13 protein-coding genes and 1 pseudogene are annotated in these 20,732 nt (G+C 68.5%); 5 read left to right on the forward strand and 9 right to left on the reverse strand.

Features of this window, described 5'->3' with window-relative positions:
- Nucleotides 1–711 precede the first annotated feature (711 nt).
- From R6Y94_RS31575 to R6Y94_RS31600, 5 genes and pseudogenes are all read left to right on the forward strand, one after another.
- A complete protein-coding gene (locus tag R6Y94_RS31575) occupies nucleotides 712–2,751 on the forward strand; it encodes a hypothetical protein (protein WP_318399549.1) in 2,040 nt (679 codons plus the stop codon).
- A gap of 1,957 nt (nucleotides 2,752–4,708) precedes the next feature.
- Entirely contained in the window at nucleotides 4,709–4,933 is a 225-nt protein-coding gene (locus tag R6Y94_RS31580) for a hypothetical protein (protein WP_318399550.1), read from the forward strand.
- A gap of 219 nt (nucleotides 4,934–5,152) precedes the next feature.
- Nucleotides 5,153–5,356 carry a cold-shock protein gene (locus tag R6Y94_RS31585; protein ID WP_318399552.1) on the forward strand — a complete coding sequence of 68 codons (204 nt, stop codon included), beginning with the start codon at nucleotides 5,153–5,155 and terminating at the stop codon, nucleotides 5,354–5,356.
- Nucleotides 5,357–6,021: 665 nt separating this feature from the next.
- Nucleotides 6,022–6,253: pseudogene (locus tag R6Y94_RS45375) on the forward strand (DDE-type integrase/transposase/recombinase); the annotation flags it as partial.
- 608 nt (nucleotides 6,254–6,861) lie between these two features.
- Nucleotides 6,862–7,950: a VCBS repeat-containing protein gene (locus tag R6Y94_RS31600; RefSeq protein WP_318399553.1), complete on the forward strand. Its 1,089-nt coding sequence runs from the start codon at nucleotides 6,862–6,864 to the stop codon at nucleotides 7,948–7,950.
- A 525-nt stretch (nucleotides 7,951–8,475) separates the two neighbouring features.
- Here the strand turns inward: R6Y94_RS31600 and R6Y94_RS31605 are convergent.
- The 9 genes from R6Y94_RS31605 to R6Y94_RS31645 form a co-directional block, all read right to left on the reverse strand.
- A complete protein-coding gene (locus tag R6Y94_RS31605) occupies nucleotides 8,476–10,239 on the reverse strand; it encodes a GDSL-type esterase/lipase family protein (RefSeq protein WP_318399555.1) in 1,764 nt (587 codons plus the stop codon).
- 198 nt (nucleotides 10,240–10,437) lie between these two features.
- Nucleotides 10,438–11,097 carry a TetR/AcrR family transcriptional regulator gene (locus tag R6Y94_RS31610; RefSeq protein WP_318399557.1) on the reverse strand — a complete coding sequence of 220 codons (660 nt, stop codon included), beginning with the start codon at nucleotides 11,095–11,097 and terminating at the stop codon, nucleotides 10,438–10,440.
- Nucleotides 11,098–11,274: 177 nt separating this feature from the next.
- Nucleotides 11,275–12,561 carry a cellulase family glycosylhydrolase gene (locus tag R6Y94_RS31615; RefSeq protein WP_318399558.1) on the reverse strand — a complete coding sequence of 429 codons (1,287 nt, stop codon included), beginning with the start codon at nucleotides 12,559–12,561 and terminating at the stop codon, nucleotides 11,275–11,277.
- Nucleotides 12,562–12,577: 16 nt separating this feature from the next.
- Nucleotides 12,578–14,113: a glycosyltransferase gene (locus R6Y94_RS31620; protein ID WP_318399561.1), complete on the reverse strand. Its 1,536-nt coding sequence runs from the start codon at nucleotides 14,111–14,113 to the stop codon at nucleotides 12,578–12,580.
- Nucleotides 14,114–14,145: 32 nt separating this feature from the next.
- Entirely contained in the window at nucleotides 14,146–15,678 is a 1,533-nt protein-coding gene (locus R6Y94_RS31625; protein WP_318399562.1) for a hypothetical protein, read from the reverse strand.
- A gap of 191 nt (nucleotides 15,679–15,869) precedes the next feature.
- Complete coding sequence (locus R6Y94_RS31630) at nucleotides 15,870–17,246, reverse strand: hypothetical protein (RefSeq protein ID WP_318399564.1); 1,377 nt, start codon at nucleotides 17,244–17,246, stop codon at nucleotides 15,870–15,872.
- Nucleotides 17,236–18,393, reverse strand: a complete 1,158-nt coding sequence (locus R6Y94_RS31635; RefSeq protein ID WP_318399566.1) for a hypothetical protein — start codon at nucleotides 18,391–18,393, stop codon at nucleotides 17,236–17,238. The genes R6Y94_RS31630 and R6Y94_RS31635 overlap by 11 nt, the downstream gene beginning before the upstream one ends.
- 18 nt (nucleotides 18,394–18,411) lie before the next feature.
- Nucleotides 18,412–19,569 carry a non-hydrolyzing UDP-N-acetylglucosamine 2-epimerase gene (wecB, locus tag R6Y94_RS31640; RefSeq protein ID WP_318399568.1) on the reverse strand — a complete coding sequence of 386 codons (1,158 nt, stop codon included), beginning with the start codon at nucleotides 19,567–19,569 and terminating at the stop codon, nucleotides 18,412–18,414.
- A gap of 48 nt (nucleotides 19,570–19,617) precedes the next feature.
- Nucleotides 19,618–20,706 (reverse strand): hypothetical protein, encoded by a 1,089-nt coding sequence (locus R6Y94_RS31645; RefSeq protein ID WP_318399569.1) that lies wholly within the window; start codon nucleotides 20,704–20,706, stop codon nucleotides 19,618–19,620.
- Nucleotides 20,707–20,732: the final 26 nt, after the last annotated feature.

The raw sequence follows: 20,732 nt of genomic DNA on the forward strand, positions 1-20,732 counted from the left end.
GTGGAGAGGTGCAGGCCGGCGGTCCCGGCATGACCTATGGCTCCTGCCTTGACGACCTCAGCGGTGGTGTCACCGGGACCGCAGGGCGTTCGTGACCGCTGACAGGGATCTGGTCCGCGCGTGCGGAGGCCTTCGTAACGTGGCTGCCAACGCGTCGTCCAAGGCTTGGCCTGCTCTCGCGGCAAGGAGAGCGATCGTTGTCCAAACCCGGTACCGCGCAGCCCGGCGAGCGTCAGGGGTTCGAGGTGTTCTGCGGCGTTGACGTCCGCCCGGGAGACGCACCACGCCATCGTGCTGGATCAGCAGGCGGCTGGTCGACCGTCCGCTACCCAACGACGAGGGCGCTCTGCGCACGCTGTTCACCGAGCTGACCGGGCATAGCCAAGTCCTGGTGGTGCCCCACCGACGTCGTGCAGGCAGCTACCGTCCATGGGCGCCCGGGTGGAGACGGTGGTCTGCGCCATCGACCGCGAGCAGGGCGGTCGTGAGAATCTGGCGACGGAGGCGCTACAACTCCGCGCCGCTCTTGCCCGCCGCGACCTGGAAGCTTCCCCGATGGCGTGACAGCTGGTGCCGCTCGACCAGCGGCAGATCCGTGCACGTGATTTGTGTCAGCGCGGCCGGGATCGCGGCCACCAGAGGTCGTCGCTGGGAGCTCCGGCGTTGGCCGACTCGCCGTAAATGTCGGTGGGTCCGGGCATGATGCCGCGCATGTTCAGCGGGATTCGCGATGTCGACTGGGCGTCGATGCGTCATGCCTACGGTTCAGCCGAAGAGGTGCCAGCGCTTCTGGAAGCACTGCGCTCTCCGGATGCCAAGGAACGGGGCCAGGCGCTCAGCGACTTCTACGGCAAGGTTCATCACCAAGGTGACGTCTACGCCAGCACCACGGCGAGCCTGCCGTTCCTGCTCGAGCTTGCCGCTGATCCGGTCACACCAGACCGTGACAGGATCGTCGCGCTGCTGGTCAGCATCGGCGAGGAGGCGGTCGAGCGATGCGAGATCGACTACGTCGACGCGGACTTCGCAGGCGCTGCGGCGTTCCTGCGGGCACACGGGGAGGCGTTCGTTGACCTTGCCGGGGATGCCACCTGCCGGGTGCGCCAGGCCGCCATGCCCGGTCTTGGCCTGTTCCTCGACGACGCCAGCCGGGCCTTCGACCTGCTTCGAGACCGGTCGGCGATGGAATTCTGCCTGCTCGAACGCCTTCTGGTGACGCAGACGACGGTGACGTTGGCCCAACGGCTTCCGGTGATCATTCCGGCCGCGAGAGCGTGGCTCGCCGGCCTGGCTGCGGATCCGGCCAATGAACCAGAGTTCCGGCTCGCCGCGTTGATCCACCAGGCCCGGTGTGCTCCGGATGCGATCAGCGACGATCTCGTACCGGCTGTAGTCGGGCTGTTGCGCGAGATCGCCGACGCCGCACCGCCGGAGCAGCCGTGGCCAGAGCCGCCGCCCGTCACGCCGCCGGCCGAGGATGTGCCGCCGTTCGTCACCGCCGCGTTCGAGGAGCTGGACCGCATCAACCGGCGGCACGCACTGACCACAGACCTGTTGCGAACGCTGCACGCACTGCTGAATGCCCGGGTTCCACAGCGCACCGACCTGCTGGTCGAGCAACTGCGCAGTCCTGATTCCGGCGTCCGGCTCGACGCGATCCGGATGGCAGGCGATCTCGTCGGAGCCTGGCGTGGTGACCACAGCGCCCTGATCCGGCTGGTCGCCGCCCAACTCGGCGGAAGCAACCTGGAAGTCGCTGCCGAAGCGGCAAGGCTGCTGGAGAAGCACTACGCAATCGCGGAGCCAGCCCGGGAAACCATGGCCGCCCTACTCACCGGCCACGGGCCGGACGGGTGGGCCACTCAGCGACGGCATTTGCGCCGGCTGCACCAGAAGACGGCCGTGGCTTTGGCCCGACTCGGGGACGTACGGGCACTCCCCAGCCTGCTGATGGCGCTGGACAGCGACGTCGACGCCTGGCTCGCCGTCCAAGTGGCGGGAGCGCTGCCGCAGGCCGCGGATCAGTTGGTACCCCGCCTGCGTGACCGGCTGAGCAGCGCAGACCTGCCCAAGGAGTGGCCGTCCAACCCAGGTGGCGTCCTGTCCGCTCTAGCCAAGCTCGGCGACCCCAGCGCACTGCCGACCATCACCGAGACGCTCACCGCCGCCGCCGAGCGGCAGAACTGGGACGTGGTGAAAGCCGCTCTGACGGCGCTGCGGGCATTCGGTCCGGCGGCGGCACCCGCGCTCGCCACGATCAGATCGTTGGTCGCCGTCGACGATACGTGGACCAGGTCCGAGGCTGTCAGCACGCTCTGGGCGGTCGGCGACGACCGCGACGAGGTCCTGCCGCTTGCTCTTGCGCTGCTCGACACCTTCGCGCTTCGGGAGGCGGCCGAGGTGCTCGGCCAGATCGGTCCGCCTGCCGTGGCTGCGCTTCCCCGCCTGCGCGAACGGTTGGCGGACAGGTACGAATGGAACCGCGTGCACGTCGCCGCAGCGATCTGGGACATCAATGGCGAGCCGGAAACCCCGGTCGTGCTGAGCACCCTGCTACAGGCATGGCGGCAGAACCCAGCGACGGGCAACCATGTCGCGGCCTGCCTGAAACGGATGGGCTCGGCCGCTGCACCGGCATTGCCACATGTCCGCGCTGAGCTCGCCCGCCCCGGGCGGGGCGGCCGGTTCGGAGGTGTCGACAACGACCAGCAGATGTTGCGGGATCTCGCCGAGGTACTGCTCATCGATTGACGTCAGCGGCCCAACAAGCTTCAGCCGCAGCAGATCAATGCCCTCTGCTGAGAGCAACAGATCCCGAAAACACTACTGTGCGGAGTTGAGAAACCGGTTAACGAGTGAGATGAGTAGTTGCTCCAGGGGCTGCTCTGCCGGTGCCCTTTCAGTAACCCACCGGCGTCCTGGCGCAGCCGCACGGCAGGCCCTGTGCCGACGCCGCTGACCCCGATGGCGCTGCCGCCGGTGACGTTTGAGCCGACCTCGATGCGTAACCGGGTCCTGACTGCGCACAACACCAGTGAACCGCAACCGGATCGGGAGCATCATCACCGAGAGCGGGGCGAAGATCCAGATCACCTACAAACGGCCCGAATGCACCGGACGGGAAGGGGTCAACAGGTCGAAGTTCGGTGGGTATTGGCCGACAAGCAGCGCCCCGGCCTCGTCGACCAGCAGCGCATGGATCCCGGCGACTGGAGAGCGACCGTGGTCCGTGGCTACGTCCGCACGCACCGACAGCAGATGGACTCAGCCGCACCCGTGCCGAGGACACACGCTCGCGGCCTATGCCACCACCACACTCGACATCCTGTCGATGACAACGACGCGTCCTCGACCAGACCGCACACCGGCTGACACCCACCCGCAACGCCGCCGACAACGCGGGAAATCGTCGCAGTCTGGCCATGACCGGTAGGCCCAGAGTCCCGCCACCGCCCTACGCACGTCGCCAACGGCCCGCACCGCCACGCTTCGTGACCGCTCATCATTCCGTAGAACCCGGGAGGCCCGGCCGGACCCGCCCGGACGAGCTCCTCAGTGTGGGGCCGTGGAGTGTCGATGCCTTCGGTCGTTACGGTCGGTGAAGGCGTCGCGGAAGGCCGGGTAGTACTCGCACAGCAGCGATTCGCAGCGTGGCGGGGCCGCATCATCCGGAGAGCTACGGCGATCGCAGGGGCGCGAGCTGCACCGTCCACGTCCGGGCTGTCCCGACGACCGTAATGGCCCGGCAGAGAAGGTCGCAGCCCAGCTGCGGACTTCCTTCTGCGAAGCCGCGGTTGATGAAGCTGATCGCTCTCGGGTGGTCACCCGCTTCAAGAGCATCCTCCAGCCCGGCGGCCAAGACCGCGGCGAGCACGGCGTGAAAACTGTCTGCCCCTTTTTCGCGGAGGGTCTTGGCGGGCTGGTGCGATGGTGACGGAGAGACCGTGGGCGGGGCTAACACAAAAGTCATGTCCTTCTCCTGTGGTGTGGGCGTTGCTCGGTCAGGCCTGTCGGACTGGTGCCCGCCCGCCGCAGCCGTGCCGCAACGGCCTCCTCGTACCGCGCGGGGCGCGATTCGCTGATTGTTGCCGGCGAAGTAGCGGCTGATGACCCGGGCAAGATCGTTGACGGGACGGCAATGAGTCGTTGTGCCTGGGCAGACGTTTCCCAAGGGTCGCCTGAAGGGGATGACCGGCCACTGGGCGCCAGCCAGGCCCCCGATCATGGCGGTTTGCCTCACGGCGTCGCTGGTCGTTGGCTGTAACGGACGCGGCGCCGCCCGTCAGCACACTGAAATGTCGATAGTGATCGGTCTGGCAACGTCGGCCCTCAAACTGGAAGTTGTCCTCTCGACACTGCCGAGACCTGGGCAGCACGCCCGGTAGGCGCTGGCCCGCCAACGATTGACGAACTGATCCACCACCCACTCTACGCGCACTACACGCAGCGGTGCCGCCGCCAGCTCAGCGGGCTGACTCCCGGCGACGGAGGTGGCTTCCTCCCGGCGAAGATCGACACGACCTCGTCTGGTGTCCATCGCCGTCACGCCCGCCCGGGTGCGGTCCATCGTCCGAGCCACGCCTGTGTTGGGAGACCTGCGACCTACAGTAGCGGTTGCACGTCGGTACATGTGGCGGTGCGAGTCGACCGAGGAGCCCGCGACAGCACCACTGCACCCCGGCATCCCCACTCAACTAGCCTCTACGACATGGCAACTACGGTGCTGCGCGTCCGGCTCATCGGCGGCGACCGCATGGACATCACATACGACAAACCGGACGTCTCCGACGAGCACGAGCTTGTGGAACACGTGATCTCGACGCTGGCGCAGGATTCGGGGGTGCTGCGCACCAAACACGGTGACCGGCTCGTCGTACTCTACGGCCGAGGCGTCGCAGCGATCGAAGTTGCGCCTCGCGGTGCAGTGCTCTGACGGAGGCCGCCCACGTGGAACTGGCGGCGAGCGGACGGATCCTGTGCTATGGTTACCCAGTTGCAGTTTTGATTTCCGTGGACGTTTCGGCGCCTGATGGGTTATCCAAAACCCACCCAGGCGCTTTTTTCGTTTCGTGTCGTTTCCGGCGCGGGTGATCAACGCGGCGGCGTGTGAGTCCGCACAGTGCGGTCTCCAACACCCTGCGAAGGAGCAGACATGGCTACAGGTACCGTGAAGTGGTTCAACGGCGACAAGGGCTTCGGCTTCATCAGCCAGGACGGCGGCGGCGCCGACGTTTTCGCCCATTTCTCGGCGATCTCGGCGAGCGGCTTCCGCAGCCTCGAGGAGAACCAGCGGGTGGAGTTCGACATCACCCAGGGCCCGAAGGGCCCGCAGGCGGCGAATATCCGCTCGCTCTGATCCACGCTTTGCCGCGGCGGCCTGACTGGTTCTGGGGGGCCGCCGTTCGGCGTTTCATCTACATCGTTTGTTCAGGTTCGTTCTTGCGATGTCCCGTGGCCTGCGGCCCGTGCCTTCCTTGCGACGTGCCGTTCGAGGAAGGCATCCACGACCATGATCACCACGTCATCCCGCACCTCCAACGCCCACCCGGTGGTGGTCCCTGGCGGATTCAGCCGCGACCGGCACCCGGGCGCCGGCGCTCCGATTCTCCGGAGCCTGACCCATGCTGCGGCCTGCGGTTGCATGGCACAGTTCCTTGCTCCGTCCACCGCGGAAGAAGAGATGCCCGCGCCTCGGGTATCCGACTGCGGTGAGGTGGCGATGCGTCGATTGCGCCACCCGTTCACCGTCGCAGCCGATACGACGCCACACCGAACGACAGTGAAGATGGCCGCCCAGATAGCGTGAGTCTATGAAACAACCAGCTGGCGATACCCGCAGTTGGTTGCCTACCTGCCACCACGGGTGGCCCATCAGGTAGGTGGCTCTGTTGCGTTCGGCGGAGGCGTGGTCGACTGCCGGTCTTCGCCGGTGTGCTCAGCTGAGCCCGTGAGGTCGCCAGCTCCTTCCGGTCTTGGTCTCCACCGCCGTCGGCGTTCGCCGGGTTCCGGGTTCCTTCCGAGGTGATCATCGTCGCGGTCCGCTGGTACCTGCGTTCCAACCTCTCGTACCGCGACGTCCAGGAACTGCTGGTCGAACGTGAGTTCGAGGTCGATAACGTCACCGGCTACCGGTGGGATATCGACGAGACGTACGTCAAGGGCAACGGTGTCTGACGATGCGTGTACCGCGCGGGGCGACCGGCACGGCCACATCGTCGACGTACTCGTCTCGGCACGCAGGGACGCCTTGGCCAGGATTTCCCGCGGGATCGCGGTGTAGAGCACGAACAGGATGCCGCAGAATACGGTGCGGTTGTCGAGGGGCTTGCGGCCGGGGTACCGGCCCGGGCGTGGCGGTCGGGGCGGCAGCAGTGGTTCGATCTCGGCCGACAACTCGTCCGAGACGATCCACGGCGGTTGCTCGCCGCTCCTCACATCCAGGCCAGGCAGAACGATCCTCACACCTACCGGTCTGTGAGGAGTTCTAACCAACCGGAAACACCGTTGGCGAGACAGGCGCTCGTTCGCGCCGCACAGAGCGGCTGTGATGGGACACGCCGCCGTCGACGCGCTAATCCTGCTCGACGTGCCGGACCGGTGGTGAGCTGCTGCCGTTTGTCGTGCCGGACTGGCGCGAGTTGGACACCGCTTGGGCGGGGTCGGTGTCGGCCCGGCCCGCGGCGTCCGCCAAGCGGCTGTTGCCGATCAGCCGTTGGCCGACGTTGTCCGACAGCTTGCGAGGTCAGCCAGCCGATAGCAGAGAGTCGCTGTCATATTACGGGCAGTCATATTCGGGTAAGGTTGCCTCGCTCCTAGGCTCCGGTGCGTAATGGCTTGCCAACGCACAGGATTGGAGTTCCTATGTGGAAGAGGCGTCTGGCGGTGCTGGTCGGCGGAGTGTTGATCGGCTCCCTGGCTATGGGCGCATCGCCGGCCCGGGCCGGCATCGAGGGGGATCCGATCTGGGGTGACCTGAACGGAGACCGGCGGCTCGACCGAGTCACCCTGGGTATGTCCAGCAACCCCGACCGGTGCGCGGTCCATGTCCAGTGGAGCGGCACCGGCACAGCCGAGGAACATCTGTACGTTCCACCGGGCGCGACCTTGCCGGTCACCCACTGCCTGGGCATGGGGACCGCCGTCGACCTGGGTGGCGACGGAAGTGTCGAACTGGTTCTCGGATCGTTCTACGGCGAGCCGAACGGCGCCGACGGTTCGATGCTGGTCCTCCGGAACTTCGTCCCCGAGGTGCTGACCACCGCCGACATCCAGCTCAACGAGATCGGCACGGCGGACTTCAACGGCGACGGGCTGACCGACGTCTTCTGGTGGAGCAACCAGGGCGAGGGCTTCGGCACCTTTCTCAACACCGCTGCCGGGCAGCTCGTGCCCGGGCCGGTCAAGCAGGATGAAGGTGAGATCAACGACTATCAGCTGGCGGACTTCGACGGCAACGGGGCGACGGACGCCGTGATCGCCTTCCACACCGCACCGGGTACGCCAGGTAACGGCGTGGTCGTGGCCTTCGACGACGGGACGAAGGTGTGGCTGCGGCAGGGGGAGGACACCGGCTGGAACGTGGAGGTAGTCGACGTCAACGCCGACGGGCGGCCTGACGTGCGGACCGAGGCCCCGGGCGAGGTGATCACTTGGCTCAACCGAGGTGACCGTACCTTCGATACCGGTCCGATCGCCAACGACGACGTGGCGTACGCGTACCGGGGCGCACAGAAGGTGATCAAGGTCAGAGACAACGACGTGGCGAGTAGCGCCGCCGCGCTGTCCATCGTCGTCCCGCCCAGGTACGGGTTCCTGACCCGCCACGATCCGCGCTACGAGGTGGTCTACCAACGCACTGCGACGCACCAACTGCCGGACACCTTCGTCTACCGGCTCACCCAGGACGGTCTCGGCGACACCGCGACCGTCACCGTCAGGATGAAGGACTGAACGCCGGGCGGGGTGAACGGGGTACGCCACGCCGTCCCCACCCGGCGACCGGATCCTGCGGCGCTCCGGCGACGGCTGGTCCGGTCAGCTGTGGCCGAAGGGTTCCGGCACCGACTTCGGCGGCGGTGCCGTCAGTATCGGCGGGGTATCGACTCCGGAACGATCCGCCGCGGGGACGGTCCAGAGGGCGATTGGCATGCCTCGCGCCTACCAGGGGATTCGGACAAGGGCGAACTGTCCGCGGTGCACTGTCATCGGCTGGCTCGAAAATGTTGAGCGAGTGGGCAGGCGGCAGCATCGCGGCCTAGCCGCGATGGGTTGAGCTGGCCGTGTGACCTGATCGGCTGGTTAGTGGCGGGTTTCGTCTTGCCTGCGGGCTGGTTCGCGCGGGGTGCGAACCGGGTCAACCCCGGCGGCAACGGCAACTCCGGCCAGTCCCGCTGACGCCTCCCGAGTGCGGAAACAGGATCGTCTGAGCAGAACGAGGCGGCGCCCGGTCGGAAGCCGGACGCCGCCTCGGTCAACTCAGTTCCAACCGGGACCCAGGTTCAGGCTCGGCTGGGCCATCTCCGGTTCGCCGCCGGCCCCGGTCGGCGGGCCGGTGGGGATCGTCGGGATCGGCCCCTCCAACCCGTCCGGGATGTACGGGTCGCGGGGATCGACCGGAGCCACCGGATCGATGTCGCCGTACCCGCCGTCACCCGGGTCACCGCCGCCCGGGTCACCGCCACCGGGGTCGCCTCCGCCAGGCGGCGGCCCACCCGTGCCGGGGTTTCCTCCACCGGGGTTTCCCCCGCCGCCGGGACCACCTCCGCCGCCGGGGGGCGTGCCTCCACCGGGCGGTGTGCCGCCACCCGGTGGCGTACCTCCGCCGTTGCCACCCCCGCCGCTGCCACCCCCGCCGGAGCCGCCACCACCGGTCGTGGGCGGCGGCAGACCGGGCCGGCACGGCGAGCCCACGCCGCCGCTCGGACGGACTCCGGCCGGAGGTGCCTGCACACCGAGCTCGGTCGCCATCATCTTGGCGTAGTGCGCGGAGAGCGCCTGGGTGCCCTTGCGGTTCGGATGTGCGGTCTCCTGCAGCGCGTTGAACGCCGACGGTGCTGGCGACACGGTCACATCGTTCACCCAGGGGTCGTCGCTGCCGAGCGTGTGCCCGGCGAACGCGTTCCGGACGTCGAGCAGGTCGGCCTGGACGCCGTGGTTGACCAGGATCTGCTGGGCCCGGCGCATCGCGTCCGAGATCTGCGGAGCCAGTCTGGCCAGGACGTCGTACTCGTAGTTCATCAACAGCCAGCCCATCAGCCCGTCGATGCCCTGGTTGCGGCTGATGCCCTGCGGGTAGGTGACCATCATGACCCGGGAGTTCGGGCCCTGTGTGTGGATCGCCTTGATCACCTTGATGTACCTGCTGACCAGGCTGGTCGGCTGGGCCGAGTTGGCGTCGGCCCACTCGACCGCGTCGGTTCGGGGGTTCAGCATCGCCGTCCGCTGCGCCGCCAGGTTCTGCATGCCGGTCTTGTTGTCGAAGATCAGGGCGTACTCCACCAGCGGCCCGAAGCCGACGTCGTTGCCGCCCATCCCGACCACCACCAGGTTGGTCTGGGCGTTGATCCCGGCGAGCTGGGCGGGGTTGTTCCGGCGGTTGTCCGACTGCGCGTTCCAGTAGTGCTTGGTCTCCGCCCCGGAGGAGGCGTTGAAGACCACGTCGAACACCACGTTCGGGTTCGCCTTGCGCAGTTCGTCGACGGCGAGCAGCGCGGCGGCGTGCCGGGACCGGTGCCGCCAGTCCGTGTCGTAGTCGGCCATGGTGTAGCCGGGCGCCGGCACCGGTTCCGGGGCGCCCGGAAGGCGACTGTACGGCGGCGGGACGACGCCGCGCGCGTTCAGGTAGTCTCCGGCGCCCTCGCCGGACATGTACGAGTCCCCGGTGATGACGATCCGGACCACCCGCTGTTGCGGCTGCGGGGTCACCCCGGCGGTGCCCTGCCACGGGGCCACCGGGCCGTTGGCGGGACAGCGGTACCCGGGTGCGAGATCGAGGAGTTGGTCCAGGGTGCCGGGCGCCGGGATGTGCGGTGGCGGCAGCGGTGGTGGCGGTGGCGGTTCCTGTCCGATCGGAACATCGTCCTCCGGCGGGATTGCCAACCCCGGAGACGTGATCACCAGCGATCCGACCAGTCCGATCGCGACGGCCAGTACGACGGTCCGGGCCCGGCGGCGCCACCCGGGTCCCGGGAGTCGCTGGCCAGCGACGGGCGGCCGGAACGCGCCCCATCTTCTCGGCATGACGGCTCGATCCTCCTCAGGATATGTTGACTGGACGTCCATCCAGTACACGGGTCCCAAGGTTAGGAATCCAGATCGGATGGTGTCAATGGTTTCCGGGCGGCGAGGTGTCGTCGACACCAAACCCGGCCGCGCGAGCCACATCCCGGCCGCGCCCGGCCGACCAGCCTCGGCCGAGCGGCGCCCGGCCGACCAGCCTCAGCCGAGCGGCGCCCGCAACCGGCCCGACTCGGCGAAGACGTCCGCCGGCAGCGGCAACGGCGCGGGCTCGCCCAGGCCGTACAGGGCGAAGAGCCGGGAGCGGATCGCGTCCAACGGATAGCCCTGCTCGTAGACGGCGAGCTTGAACAGCACTCCTTCGAGCAGGCTGCGCAGCAGCGCCTCCTCGACCGCCGGGTCGGCGGCCCCCCGGGCCGCGAAGATGTCCCGCAGCCGGTCCTCGAACGCCCGCATCGCCTCCGCCCGGTCCCGTTCGACCTGGGCGTACACACCCCGGGTGCCCGGTTGCAGCATCAGGCAGAGCACCAGCCGTTGGGTGCCGAGCTGCGTACTCGCCCCGAGCAGCGCCCGGTCGATGACCGTCGCCAGCAGGTCGTTCGGCGGCCCGTCCGGCGCCAGATCGTCCAACATCGTCAACAGGCCGTCCAGCCACCGGCCGAGAATCGCCCGCAGCAGATCCTGTTTGGTGGCGAAGTAGTACGAGACCAGTCCCCGGGACACCCCGGCCCGCTCGGTGATCTGGGAGATCGTCGCGTTCTCGTACCCCTGCTCGGCGAAGACCTCCAGCGCGGCGGTCAGGATGCGCTCCTGGGAGCTGCGCCGGAGTTCGCGGTTGGTCTGCTCGGAACGGGGTGACACCGTATGTCTCCAGGTGACGGGCCGGCCGACGTCGGACGGATGGACGCCGCTCGTCAGGGAACTAGAGGATAGTCCACGCTGCTCAGCAGGCCGGCCAACCGCTCCTCCGGGATACCGGTGGCCTTGGCCCTGGCGCTCTCGACCCGGCCGCTCGGTAGAAGGCTACTTCGAAGGGACTCATTGGGACTCGTCGGCGGCATTGGCCTGCTCGGGACAGTTTGTCGGCGGTTGCTGAACCACGGCCGCGGCCGGCGTCGCCGGGGCGGACACTTCGGGGGAGGTGGGCGTCCCGCCGCTCTTCGCGGCCTGCCGCTCGGACAGCGCCCGGAAGGCCGCCAGCTCCGGGGCGCCCTCGACCACTCCGGTCTCGGCGTCGACCTCACGGTCCTGGTACCACCAGAATCCGATGCCATTTGCACCGGAGCGCTCCAGCTCCGCGAACACCCCGGCCCACCAGTGGGCGCGACCGGGCGGATCCACATTGAACTCCGCCAGGTAGAACGGCTTGCCGAGCACGTTGTGGGAGTCGTGGACCATTCCGCGCATCAGGGCTTTCATCTGTGTCAGCGTCATCTTCGTCGCGTCGCCCATCGGATAGACGTGCGTCGAGGTGAAGTCGATGTACGGCGACCGGTAGATCTCGATGAAGGGATTGCCGTGCCCACAGCCGAACCCGTATCGCGGGTCGTTGCCCTCCAGCCCGATGGTCACCATGTGATTGTGATCGATGGACTTGACGAAGGCGCCCATCTCGTCGACCCAAGAACGGATCACGGCTCCCGACTCGCCCGGCTCCTCGTCCTCGTAGCGCGGTTCGTTCATCAGGTCCCAGCCGAGGATGACGGGGTCATCGCGGTAGGCAACCCCGGTATAGGTGTTCACCCGGGTGAGCGCGTGTTGTACGTACGCCTTGTACTGGGCGGAGCATCCGGAGCACCGGGTTGCGTCGAAGAAGGCGCCGCGGTGTTCGTCACCGCCGGGCAGGCCCTCCCAACGCAGGCGGGCGTCGATGCCGCCGTACGCCGTCCAGTAGTTTTCCAGCACCGGAAGCAGCCGTATCCCGTGCCGTCCGGCGGACGCGATGATGTAGTCGAAAAGGACGAACTGGGACTCGTTGAAGACACCCTTGGCCGGCTCGAAGCCGTGCCACGCCTCGTGGCTGAACATCCACAGCCGCAGCACGGAGACGCCGTCCCGCTGAAGGCGCGCGAAGTGCCCGTCGATCCGCTTCGTGTCAATGGAACGCGCGTCGATGTCATCGGACCAGGTTCCGAAGGTGAACATGTCATACGTGTTGGATCCGGCGAAGTAGAACGTCTTCCCGTCGACGCAGAACTGGGTGCCGCACCGGCCGACGAAGCCCTTCACCACGGAACCCGGCGCGGGTTCCGGTGCGGAGGTGCACGCCGCACCGGCGGTCATGATCGCGACGGACGCGAGCAGGACAGAAAGCCCGTGCCTCATCCGGGACCACACCGCGCTACCCACTGTGCACCAGCCCGGACTCGTCTCTCGGGCGGCTGGCCTCTGCCACCGGCTCAAAGGTCGGCGCGGTCGGGCGGATGACGGACTGCTCCTGACTCTGATCATGCCCATGCGGCGTCTTCTCCCAGGTCGATCGTGCGGTCAGCAGCCGCCAGGCCGCCCGGTAGGCAGGCAGGCTGGTGAATGCCCACCAGAGGAACGTCAACGACAGATACTTCGCGAGCCCGGCGTCCCGATCGCTGGTCGCGTAGAGCGTCGTCACGATGGACTGGATACCCAACGCCACGTTTCCGGCGACCATGGCGATCAGCCCCACATAGTGCACCGGCGTGGGAAACATGTCGTCGATGAATGTCGCGATGACCGGCCAGCCACTGATCCGCGCCAGCACGTACGTTGCCGAGAGGGCCCAGATGATCGGATTGAGCAGCGCGGATATCGGGGTCCAGAGCATCATCATGATGAAGACGAGGTAGCGCATCGCCCCCATACTTCTCATGGACCGCAGCGGCCGGCGCGACTGCACGAGACCTGTGACGAGGTAGCCCTGCAACCACCGGGTGCGCTGGCGCAGCGCGACCGACAGCCGGTGCGGCGCCTCCTCATAGGTCCGTGCCGGGCACATCGCCACCCGGTAGTCCAGGCGCGCCAGCCGGGCGGCCAGGTCGGCGTCCTCGGTGACGTTGTAGGAGTCCCAGACGCTCGGCACGGTGACGGCCCGGTCGCCGCGGCCGAACGTCAGCGTGCCGTACTCCTCGGCCACGTGGCGAAGGGCTTCGGTCCGGAAGTGGTTGCTGCTGCCGCACAGCGGCGGGATCAGGCCGAGGCGGCACAGCCCCACGAGCATCCAGTGGAAGTGCGCCACATACTCCGCCCAGTAGAAGACGCTGGGTATGCCACTGCGCGGGTTCCAGAAGCTGAGGATCCCCTGCACGCAGATCACCCGGGGATCGGACCGGCGCTCCGCCCACATCGCGGCGACGGCCTTGAGCAGGTGGTCGGGTTCCGGCCGGTCCTCGGCGTCGAAGATGACGGTGAACTCACCCGTCGCCACCGTCATCGCGTAGTTGCAGGCCTTCGGCTTCGTGCGAGGACCCGCGTCGGGGACGATGACGGCGGTGACGTAGGAGGGAAGCGCGGTGCGGCGCACGGTTTCGATCGTCTCGTCATCGCCGGTCTCCAGCAGCAGCAGGACCTGCATCCGTTCGGTCGGATAGCGGATCCGGGTGATCGCGGTGATGAGTCCGGGCAGGACCGCTGCCTCCTGGTAGAGCGGCACCAGGACGGTGTAGGTGGGCAGCGCGGGATCGTCGAGTGACGGCAGCGGCCGGTCGGGAATCGCCCGCCGCGCCCCGGCGAACCAGGCGATCAGCTTGAAGACCGTGAAGGAGACGTAGGTGGCGATTATCAGTGTCATCAGCGTCCGCAGCAGGCCGTAGACGCCGGCTACGGTGAGCACGACCGCGGCGAGGACCCCGGTCGCGGCCAGCACCGCAAACTGACCGCGAGAGAGCAGCACGGCGGCACTCATCCGCCGTTGCTTCGCATTGCCGGACATATCGCTCAGCTCCGAATCCGGTAGATCTGGTAGCTCGATTCGTCGTCCATCCGGTGCATCAACCGGTAGCCGTCCAGCGCCTGCGGCCGCTCGGCGAAGGCGGTGCACACGTTGTCCGATCGACGGGCGCCCTCCGCATAGTCCGGCCCATCGCCGCACCGCATCACGATCCATCGCACCTGGGCCGCGGCCGGGTCGGACAGCGCCCGCAGCCACCGGGTGTTGTCGGTGAGGTTCTCGTCGATCAGTGACCGTCGCGGCACGGCCAACAGGGCGAGGCGCTCGTTGCCGGAGGTCGCCATCAGAACATCGCCGTCGTCGTAGAGCGAGACGAAGATTTTGGACAGCCGTTGCTGATCGGCCGCGGAGTCCGACGTCTCCCGGGGTACGGCAGCCGGATCCGGAGCCCAGGTCACGGCACCGGCAACCGCAGCCACCAGCAGGACGGAACCCGCGCCGGTCCGGACCCGCGGTACGAATGCGGCCAGCCGCGCCGCAAGGTACGCGACAAGGATCGCGACGAGCGGCACCGCCATCACCGCGGCTCGCGCGCTGTGCACGGACGCCGGTACCGGCCCGGTGTGGACCAGTCGAGGTTCGTCGTCTATGGCATAGACGCACCACGCGCCGGCGGCGATGATGGCGAACACCATCGCCACCTCCAGTAGCCGGCGGGTGCGCCGGACGGATGCCGCGAGCGCCACCGCGCCGGGCACCGCCGCCACGGCCAGGGCGATCGGCACCGACGCCACGACCGCGAGGCCGAGGGAGACCGGCCCGCCCTCGGCGTTCCAGGTCACCGGCTCGACCGCGGGCAACAGCCGGTCGGGTTCGCCGTTCGCGCCGGACCAGAAGGTCAGCGGGCCGCCGGACAGGAGCCAGTTCCAGCTCAACCAGGCCACGACGCCCATGACGGCGACGAGCCCGAAGACCAGAATGTTGTCCTCGATACGACGCCGACGTACCGAGAGCGGCTTCCCCCTCTCCCGGTGCGCAACCCTCAGGACGACGAGAACGGCAGCGATGGGCAGCAGCACCCAGAACGCGTATCCGGTCAGGGTGCCCAGCGCCAGGCATAGTCCGGCCCGGACCAGGTGGCCGTAACGGTGCGGTGCCTGTGCCCACAGCTGAAGGCTGTGCGCCGCGCCCAGCAGCACGGCGCAGACCGCCATATCGGCCATCGGCGTGCTCTGCAGGTAGAGGATGTTCGGGTTGAGGGCGAACACCGTCGTACCGGACACCGCACCGATGGTGGACACCGCCGCGCTCTCCGCCCGCAGCAGTCTGCGGACGATGCGGTACACCAGCACGTTGCAGATCACGTAGCAGGCCATGGACACGACGGCCCCGGCGATGCCGCTGTCGGCCAGTGGATCGAAGGTGGCCAGCGGCATCATGGCCAGCAGGGGGAACGGCATGAGGACGGCGCCCAGGTGCGAGAGTCCGTCGGCGAGCCGCTCCGCGACCAGCATGGTGACGACGGCATCGTCGTAGGACAACACCTCACCCGCTCGGAACACCTGGACGACCGATGCCACCGAGAGCACCACAGTGGTCAGTGCGATGCCGATGGCGAACCTGTCGCGGTGTTCTCGGCCCTTGTCCGTGACTGGCGAGGACAAGGCCTCGGGCGCGGGGTCGCCGGCCCGGCCGGGTGCCGGACCACGCCGTACCGCTGTCGATGCGATCTTGTCGGGTGGCAACAGGGGATCCCTTCCGTCCGCCGTTGTCAGGCGGGCAGTTCGCAGACGGCGCGTCGGCCGCCGGTGGACAGCAGGTCGCGGGTCAGGACCGAGCCGAAGTGGTTCTGGTAGAGCCACACGCCTGTCGCTCTCCGGTGGAAGCTCGGCTCGCCACCGATCGCCGCGCTGGGCCGCAGGCCAGCGCCGAGCCCGTACAAGGTGAACTGCGGATATGTCGTACCGTCGATGGCGACCAGATGTCCCAGGTCGTTGACGACGGTTCCTCCGTTCGCGTGCAGCGGCACGATGTCCTGAGCGTGAGGGTTGCGGAGCCTCGGAAGCCGGGCGCGGTGACCGGTGGCCAGCACCACAGCGCCGGCCCGATGCAACTCCTCCCGGAGGGTGTCCGCCGAGGTCTGCCGCAGCGGCACGATCCGCACCGGCGACGGTTCGCCGGTGAGGCCGAGGGTGGCGCGGGCGAGGTCGCGGGCCGGCCCGCGCAGTCCTCCGTACCGGTTGACCCGACCGCTGAGCGGGCAGATGTCCGAGTCCGCGAAGGGGTATGCCTCGCTCCGTGCCTCGCCGGCCGAACCGTAGAGGAGGCGGATGTCGCTTCGGGCGAGCATGCAGATGTCGGCGCCCCGGGTGTCGCCGCCGAGTTCGTTCCGGTACAGCATGTGTGCCACCGACCATGCGCTGTGCGACGAACCGACGATCACCAGACGGCCGGTCTGCTCGATGCGCCGGAGCAGCCATGTGAGCGGCCTCCGGGTGTGATCGATGAGGTGGTCGGCGTGCACCGTCCGATCGCGGATCGGGCCGAGCAGGGTGTCGAGGGGCTGGTCCAGGCGCCTGAGCTCGTCGTCCGGGTCGGCGCCCATCGCGATCAGCGCTCGCGCCGCGGTCACGGTCTGCACCGGTTCGGAGGATTCGGGGACCGCCCGAATCGCGACGCCACCTCCGGGCAGGCAGTCGATCTCCTCGACGGCCGTTCCGGTGAGGACCGTGCACCGGGGATGCGCGCGGAGCACGCCGGCTACAGCCTCGCCGACGCGATCCAGGAACGGTCCGACCAGTGACAGGGGCGGATGCTGGTGTGCATAGGCGCGGAGCTGTCGTGCCTCGGGGCACTCCGCCAGCCAGCCCAGCGGGCCGCCGGCGATGCCGTCGACCCCCTCGAGGAATGCGTTGCCGAGCGAGTTCGCGTGGATTCGGTAGTGACCGATTCCGCCTGAGCCGGGCGTACGGCGTTCGATCATGACGACTCCGAGATCGAGCAACTCGTCGAGCCGGCCGTCGCGCGCCGCCGCGACGAAGGGCCCGGTGCCCGCCGGCCCCGCGCCGCAGACGGCCAGCCCGTAGCCGACCGAGCCGGGCCCCGCTGTACGGTCGGCCCGGCGGCCGCCAGGATTCTCATCCGACACCGATGGTCTCCCGTCCCTGCCAGGCGAGTGCGAGTGCCGCAGCACCGGCCGGCTGTGTCTTCGACTCGCCGGCCCGCCGGCCGACCTCGGTGGCGTTCAGCGGGAACCAGACGCCCGAGCCGTGTCTCGCCAGGGTTCCCTCGCCATTGGTCTCGGTGAGGCCGCCGAAGAGCTCGTCGAACGTCCGGCTCTCGAACACGACGACGGTCAGCAGGTCGGTCGCGAGCATGAGCGGGTCCACTCCCAATCCGAGGCAGTAGGCTCGGGCCTGGCCGCCGTCCCGGGCGGCATCCATGGCGTCCCGGAAGGCCGCCGTACGGTTGTCGGGAGCTGCCTGTTCCGGGTGTCCCAGCAGCTCCTCGGCGTACTCCCGGGTGATCAGTTGCCACAGCTCGAAGTCGTGATCGGCAACGGCGGGGCGTCCGGCCGGTGGCTGGAAGAGGCCGACCGGGATGACGTGATGCTGTCCGCCTCCGGTGGTGACGTGTTCGGCGTCACGCAGATGCAGCAGGAAGGTCGCCTCTCCGGTCACCGTGTCCAGGCGAATGGTCAGAACGCTGACGCCGAGCAGCGCCGGGCGCTGTGCCACCAGCGTCGGGTCACCGACGTGCGTCCGCAGCGACAGCGAATCGCCGCCGTGGAGGTTCGCGTCGGCCAGCTCGTGCGCGCATGCCTCGCCGATGTCAACCGCCGCGAAGTAGCTGCCGGCCGTGAACTCAAGGATCATCGCGCCATCCGCCGGCAGCACGGCGAGCAGTCGATAGCTCGGGCGGTCGTCGAACAACCGGGGCCGATCCAGTGCCTGCATCGTCATCGTGTACGACCCGAACCGCTCCTGCGCGGTCTGTAGCGCCCGAACTCCACGGGACGCCTCCTCCAAGGCGCCGGCACGGGTACCGGGCGCCGGCGCGTCGCGCCAGCGCAGCGCGACGCGGTCGAGCGGGATCGGCGCCTCGGGCACCCATCCAGGCCGGGTCAGCAGACCGGAGGTGCCGACGGTCGGCAGGCCGGGGTACAGCGTCGCCGCCAGGCGGGTCAAGTCGCCCCGGTGGCCGTTGAGGTGGCGGCGTACCTGCCGCCACCTGCGATGGCTCTGCTCCGCAGGATTCACGGTGTCGTCCCGGGCAGGGGATAGCCGTTGATACATGCCGTCTCCGCCGCGGCCTCAGGCGGCGTTCGTGAAGTCGGCGATCCGGGCGCCGCTGCGCCAGCGCGCCAGGATCGCGGACAGGCAGCGGTGTGCGGCCTTGCCGTCGCCGTAGACCAGCGACGTCCGGTCGTGCTTCGAGGCCGCCACGGCCGCGCTGAAGGCTGCGTGCAGCGCCTGTGCGAGTCGCTGGGGATCCCGTCCTACCACGTGCAGGAAGCCTTCGTCGGCGCCCTCGGGACGCTCGGTGTTGTCGCGGAGCACGAGCACCGTCTTGCCCAGCGTGGTGGCCTCCTCCTGGATGCCGCCGCTGTCGGTCACCACGAGGGCCGCTTGCTTCAACACGTGGACGAACTCGGTGTACGGGAGCGGCTCGCAGACGATGGCGGTCGGCAGGTCTCCCAGCCCGGCGTCCATCGCCGACCGTACGGCCGGGCTCGGGTGCACGGGAACCATTAGCGTGGCGTCCGGCCGGCTCAGGCAGAATTCTCGGACTGAGGCCGCGAGCTGCGCCATCCGATCGCCCCAGGACTCCCGCCGGTGCATCGTGAAGAGGACGATCGGCGTCGAACTCTCGAACGCGTGTGCGATACGCGGATCGGTGAAGTGAGGTTCCCGGCCGAGTACCTCGAAGAGCGCGTCGACGACCAGATTGCCGGTGACCGCGATGTCGCCCGGCGGAATGCCTTCGGCCAGAAGGTTAGCCATGGCGCTCGCGGTCGGCGCCAGGTGGAGTTCGGCGATCCGCGAGATCAGTCGTCGGTTCATCTCCTCGGGGAACGGCGAGTACCGGTCCACGGTGCGAAGGCCTGCCTCGACGTGTACGACCGGCCGCTGCTGGAAGTAGGCGGCGAGCGCCCCGGCCAAGGCGGTTGTCGTGTCGCCGTGCACGGCGACGACATCCGGCCTGATCAGCTCGACGGCTTCGGCGGCCACCCGTAGGGCGCTCTGGGTGAGGCTCGTGACCGACTGGACCGGCCGGCAGATCGAGAACTCGACCGACGGGGGCGGTGTCATCGGGACGTTGGTCGACCGCAACAGTGACTGGTGCTGGCCGGTGGAGACGATGACGGGCTCGCACGCGGGATCGTCCTGCAGCGCGCGGGTGAGGGGCGCGAGCTTGATGGCCTCGGGGCGAGTGCCGTAGAGCACCATGACCTTCAACGGTGGCGGCACAATCTACTCCTGTTCCCTGTCCCTGGCGGCTGGACGATGCGGGTCGGGCTAGACGAGATCGGGCCAGTCGATCCGGTGACCGGCAATTTCGTGGAGGTCGAGCGCCTGCGCGGCGAACATGCTGGCCCAGGTGTTGAGATGCCGTGCCGCCGAGCCGGGCGAGTAGACGATGCCGATGCCCTCGCCATCCACGGCGGCGCTTGCAGTCAGTGCGTCGACCGCTCTGTCGAGGCCATCGACCTGTGCCTGGGTGAGGTGCGCGAGCCGGATGGCCTGGGCGAGCACGTCGGACTGCGGACCGCCTGCCGGGCTCCCATCACGGCGGATGAAGCCGGGGAAGCCGCCGCCGGCCAGCTGATGACCCCAGACCCATCGAGTTATCCGACGGGCGAGCACCGCGCTCTCGGTGTCGTCCGCCCCGGTGCCGAATGCCCATAGACCCTCGGCCGCGTAGCAGGCCGCGTGCAGGCTCACGACGTCGGCGCCGGGACACGTGATCACCTCGGGCGTCCGATCCGGCGCGAAGGGCGTCCCCACGGCGGTGATGAGCCGGTGAGCCGCCGGCAGCGACGCCTCGTCGCCGAGCCGTGCCGCCGTCAGCAAAGGCAGCAGCAGCTTCAACAGGTGCGCGGTGCCGGCCGTGGACCAGGTGGGAGGCAGCCGGTGCGCGCCGATGATGGGGGCGAGCGGCTCTCCACCGTGCGGGAGTGCCTGCCGGATCGCCTGCACCAGCTTCAGGCCGCTCTCGATGAGCTCCGCGTCCTCGCGGTACGTGCCGTACCGTAGCAGGCCCTGAGCGATCATCCCGAGGTCGAACAGGTACACCGCGGGAGTGGGTTTGTCCGGCCGGCAGTCGATCCGGCCGTCGGCGAGTATCGATGTCAGCCACCTGGACGCGCATTCGGGCTCGCTCACCTCCGCCGGCTGCCACCGGCAATAGCTCGCAAAAGTGAGCATGTACCCGGTGATTTCCGGGTAGGGAAATGAATGATCCCCTGTCGCGGCGTCCCGCCAGCCGCAATATGCTCCCTCCGCCGCGCGGGGAGCCGACCGTGCCAGCCACGCCCGCAGCAATAGCCCGTAACGTGCGCTGTCCATCGTGGGGCTTGCTGCGGTCGCAGAATTGGGGTCAGCCATTTCGTCACCTTTCCTGGACGATGTGC

The sequence above is a fragment of the Plantactinospora sp. KLBMP9567 genome (genome assembly GCF_033446045.1).
Taxonomy (GTDB): domain Bacteria; phylum Actinomycetota; class Actinomycetes; order Mycobacteriales; family Micromonosporaceae; genus Plantactinospora.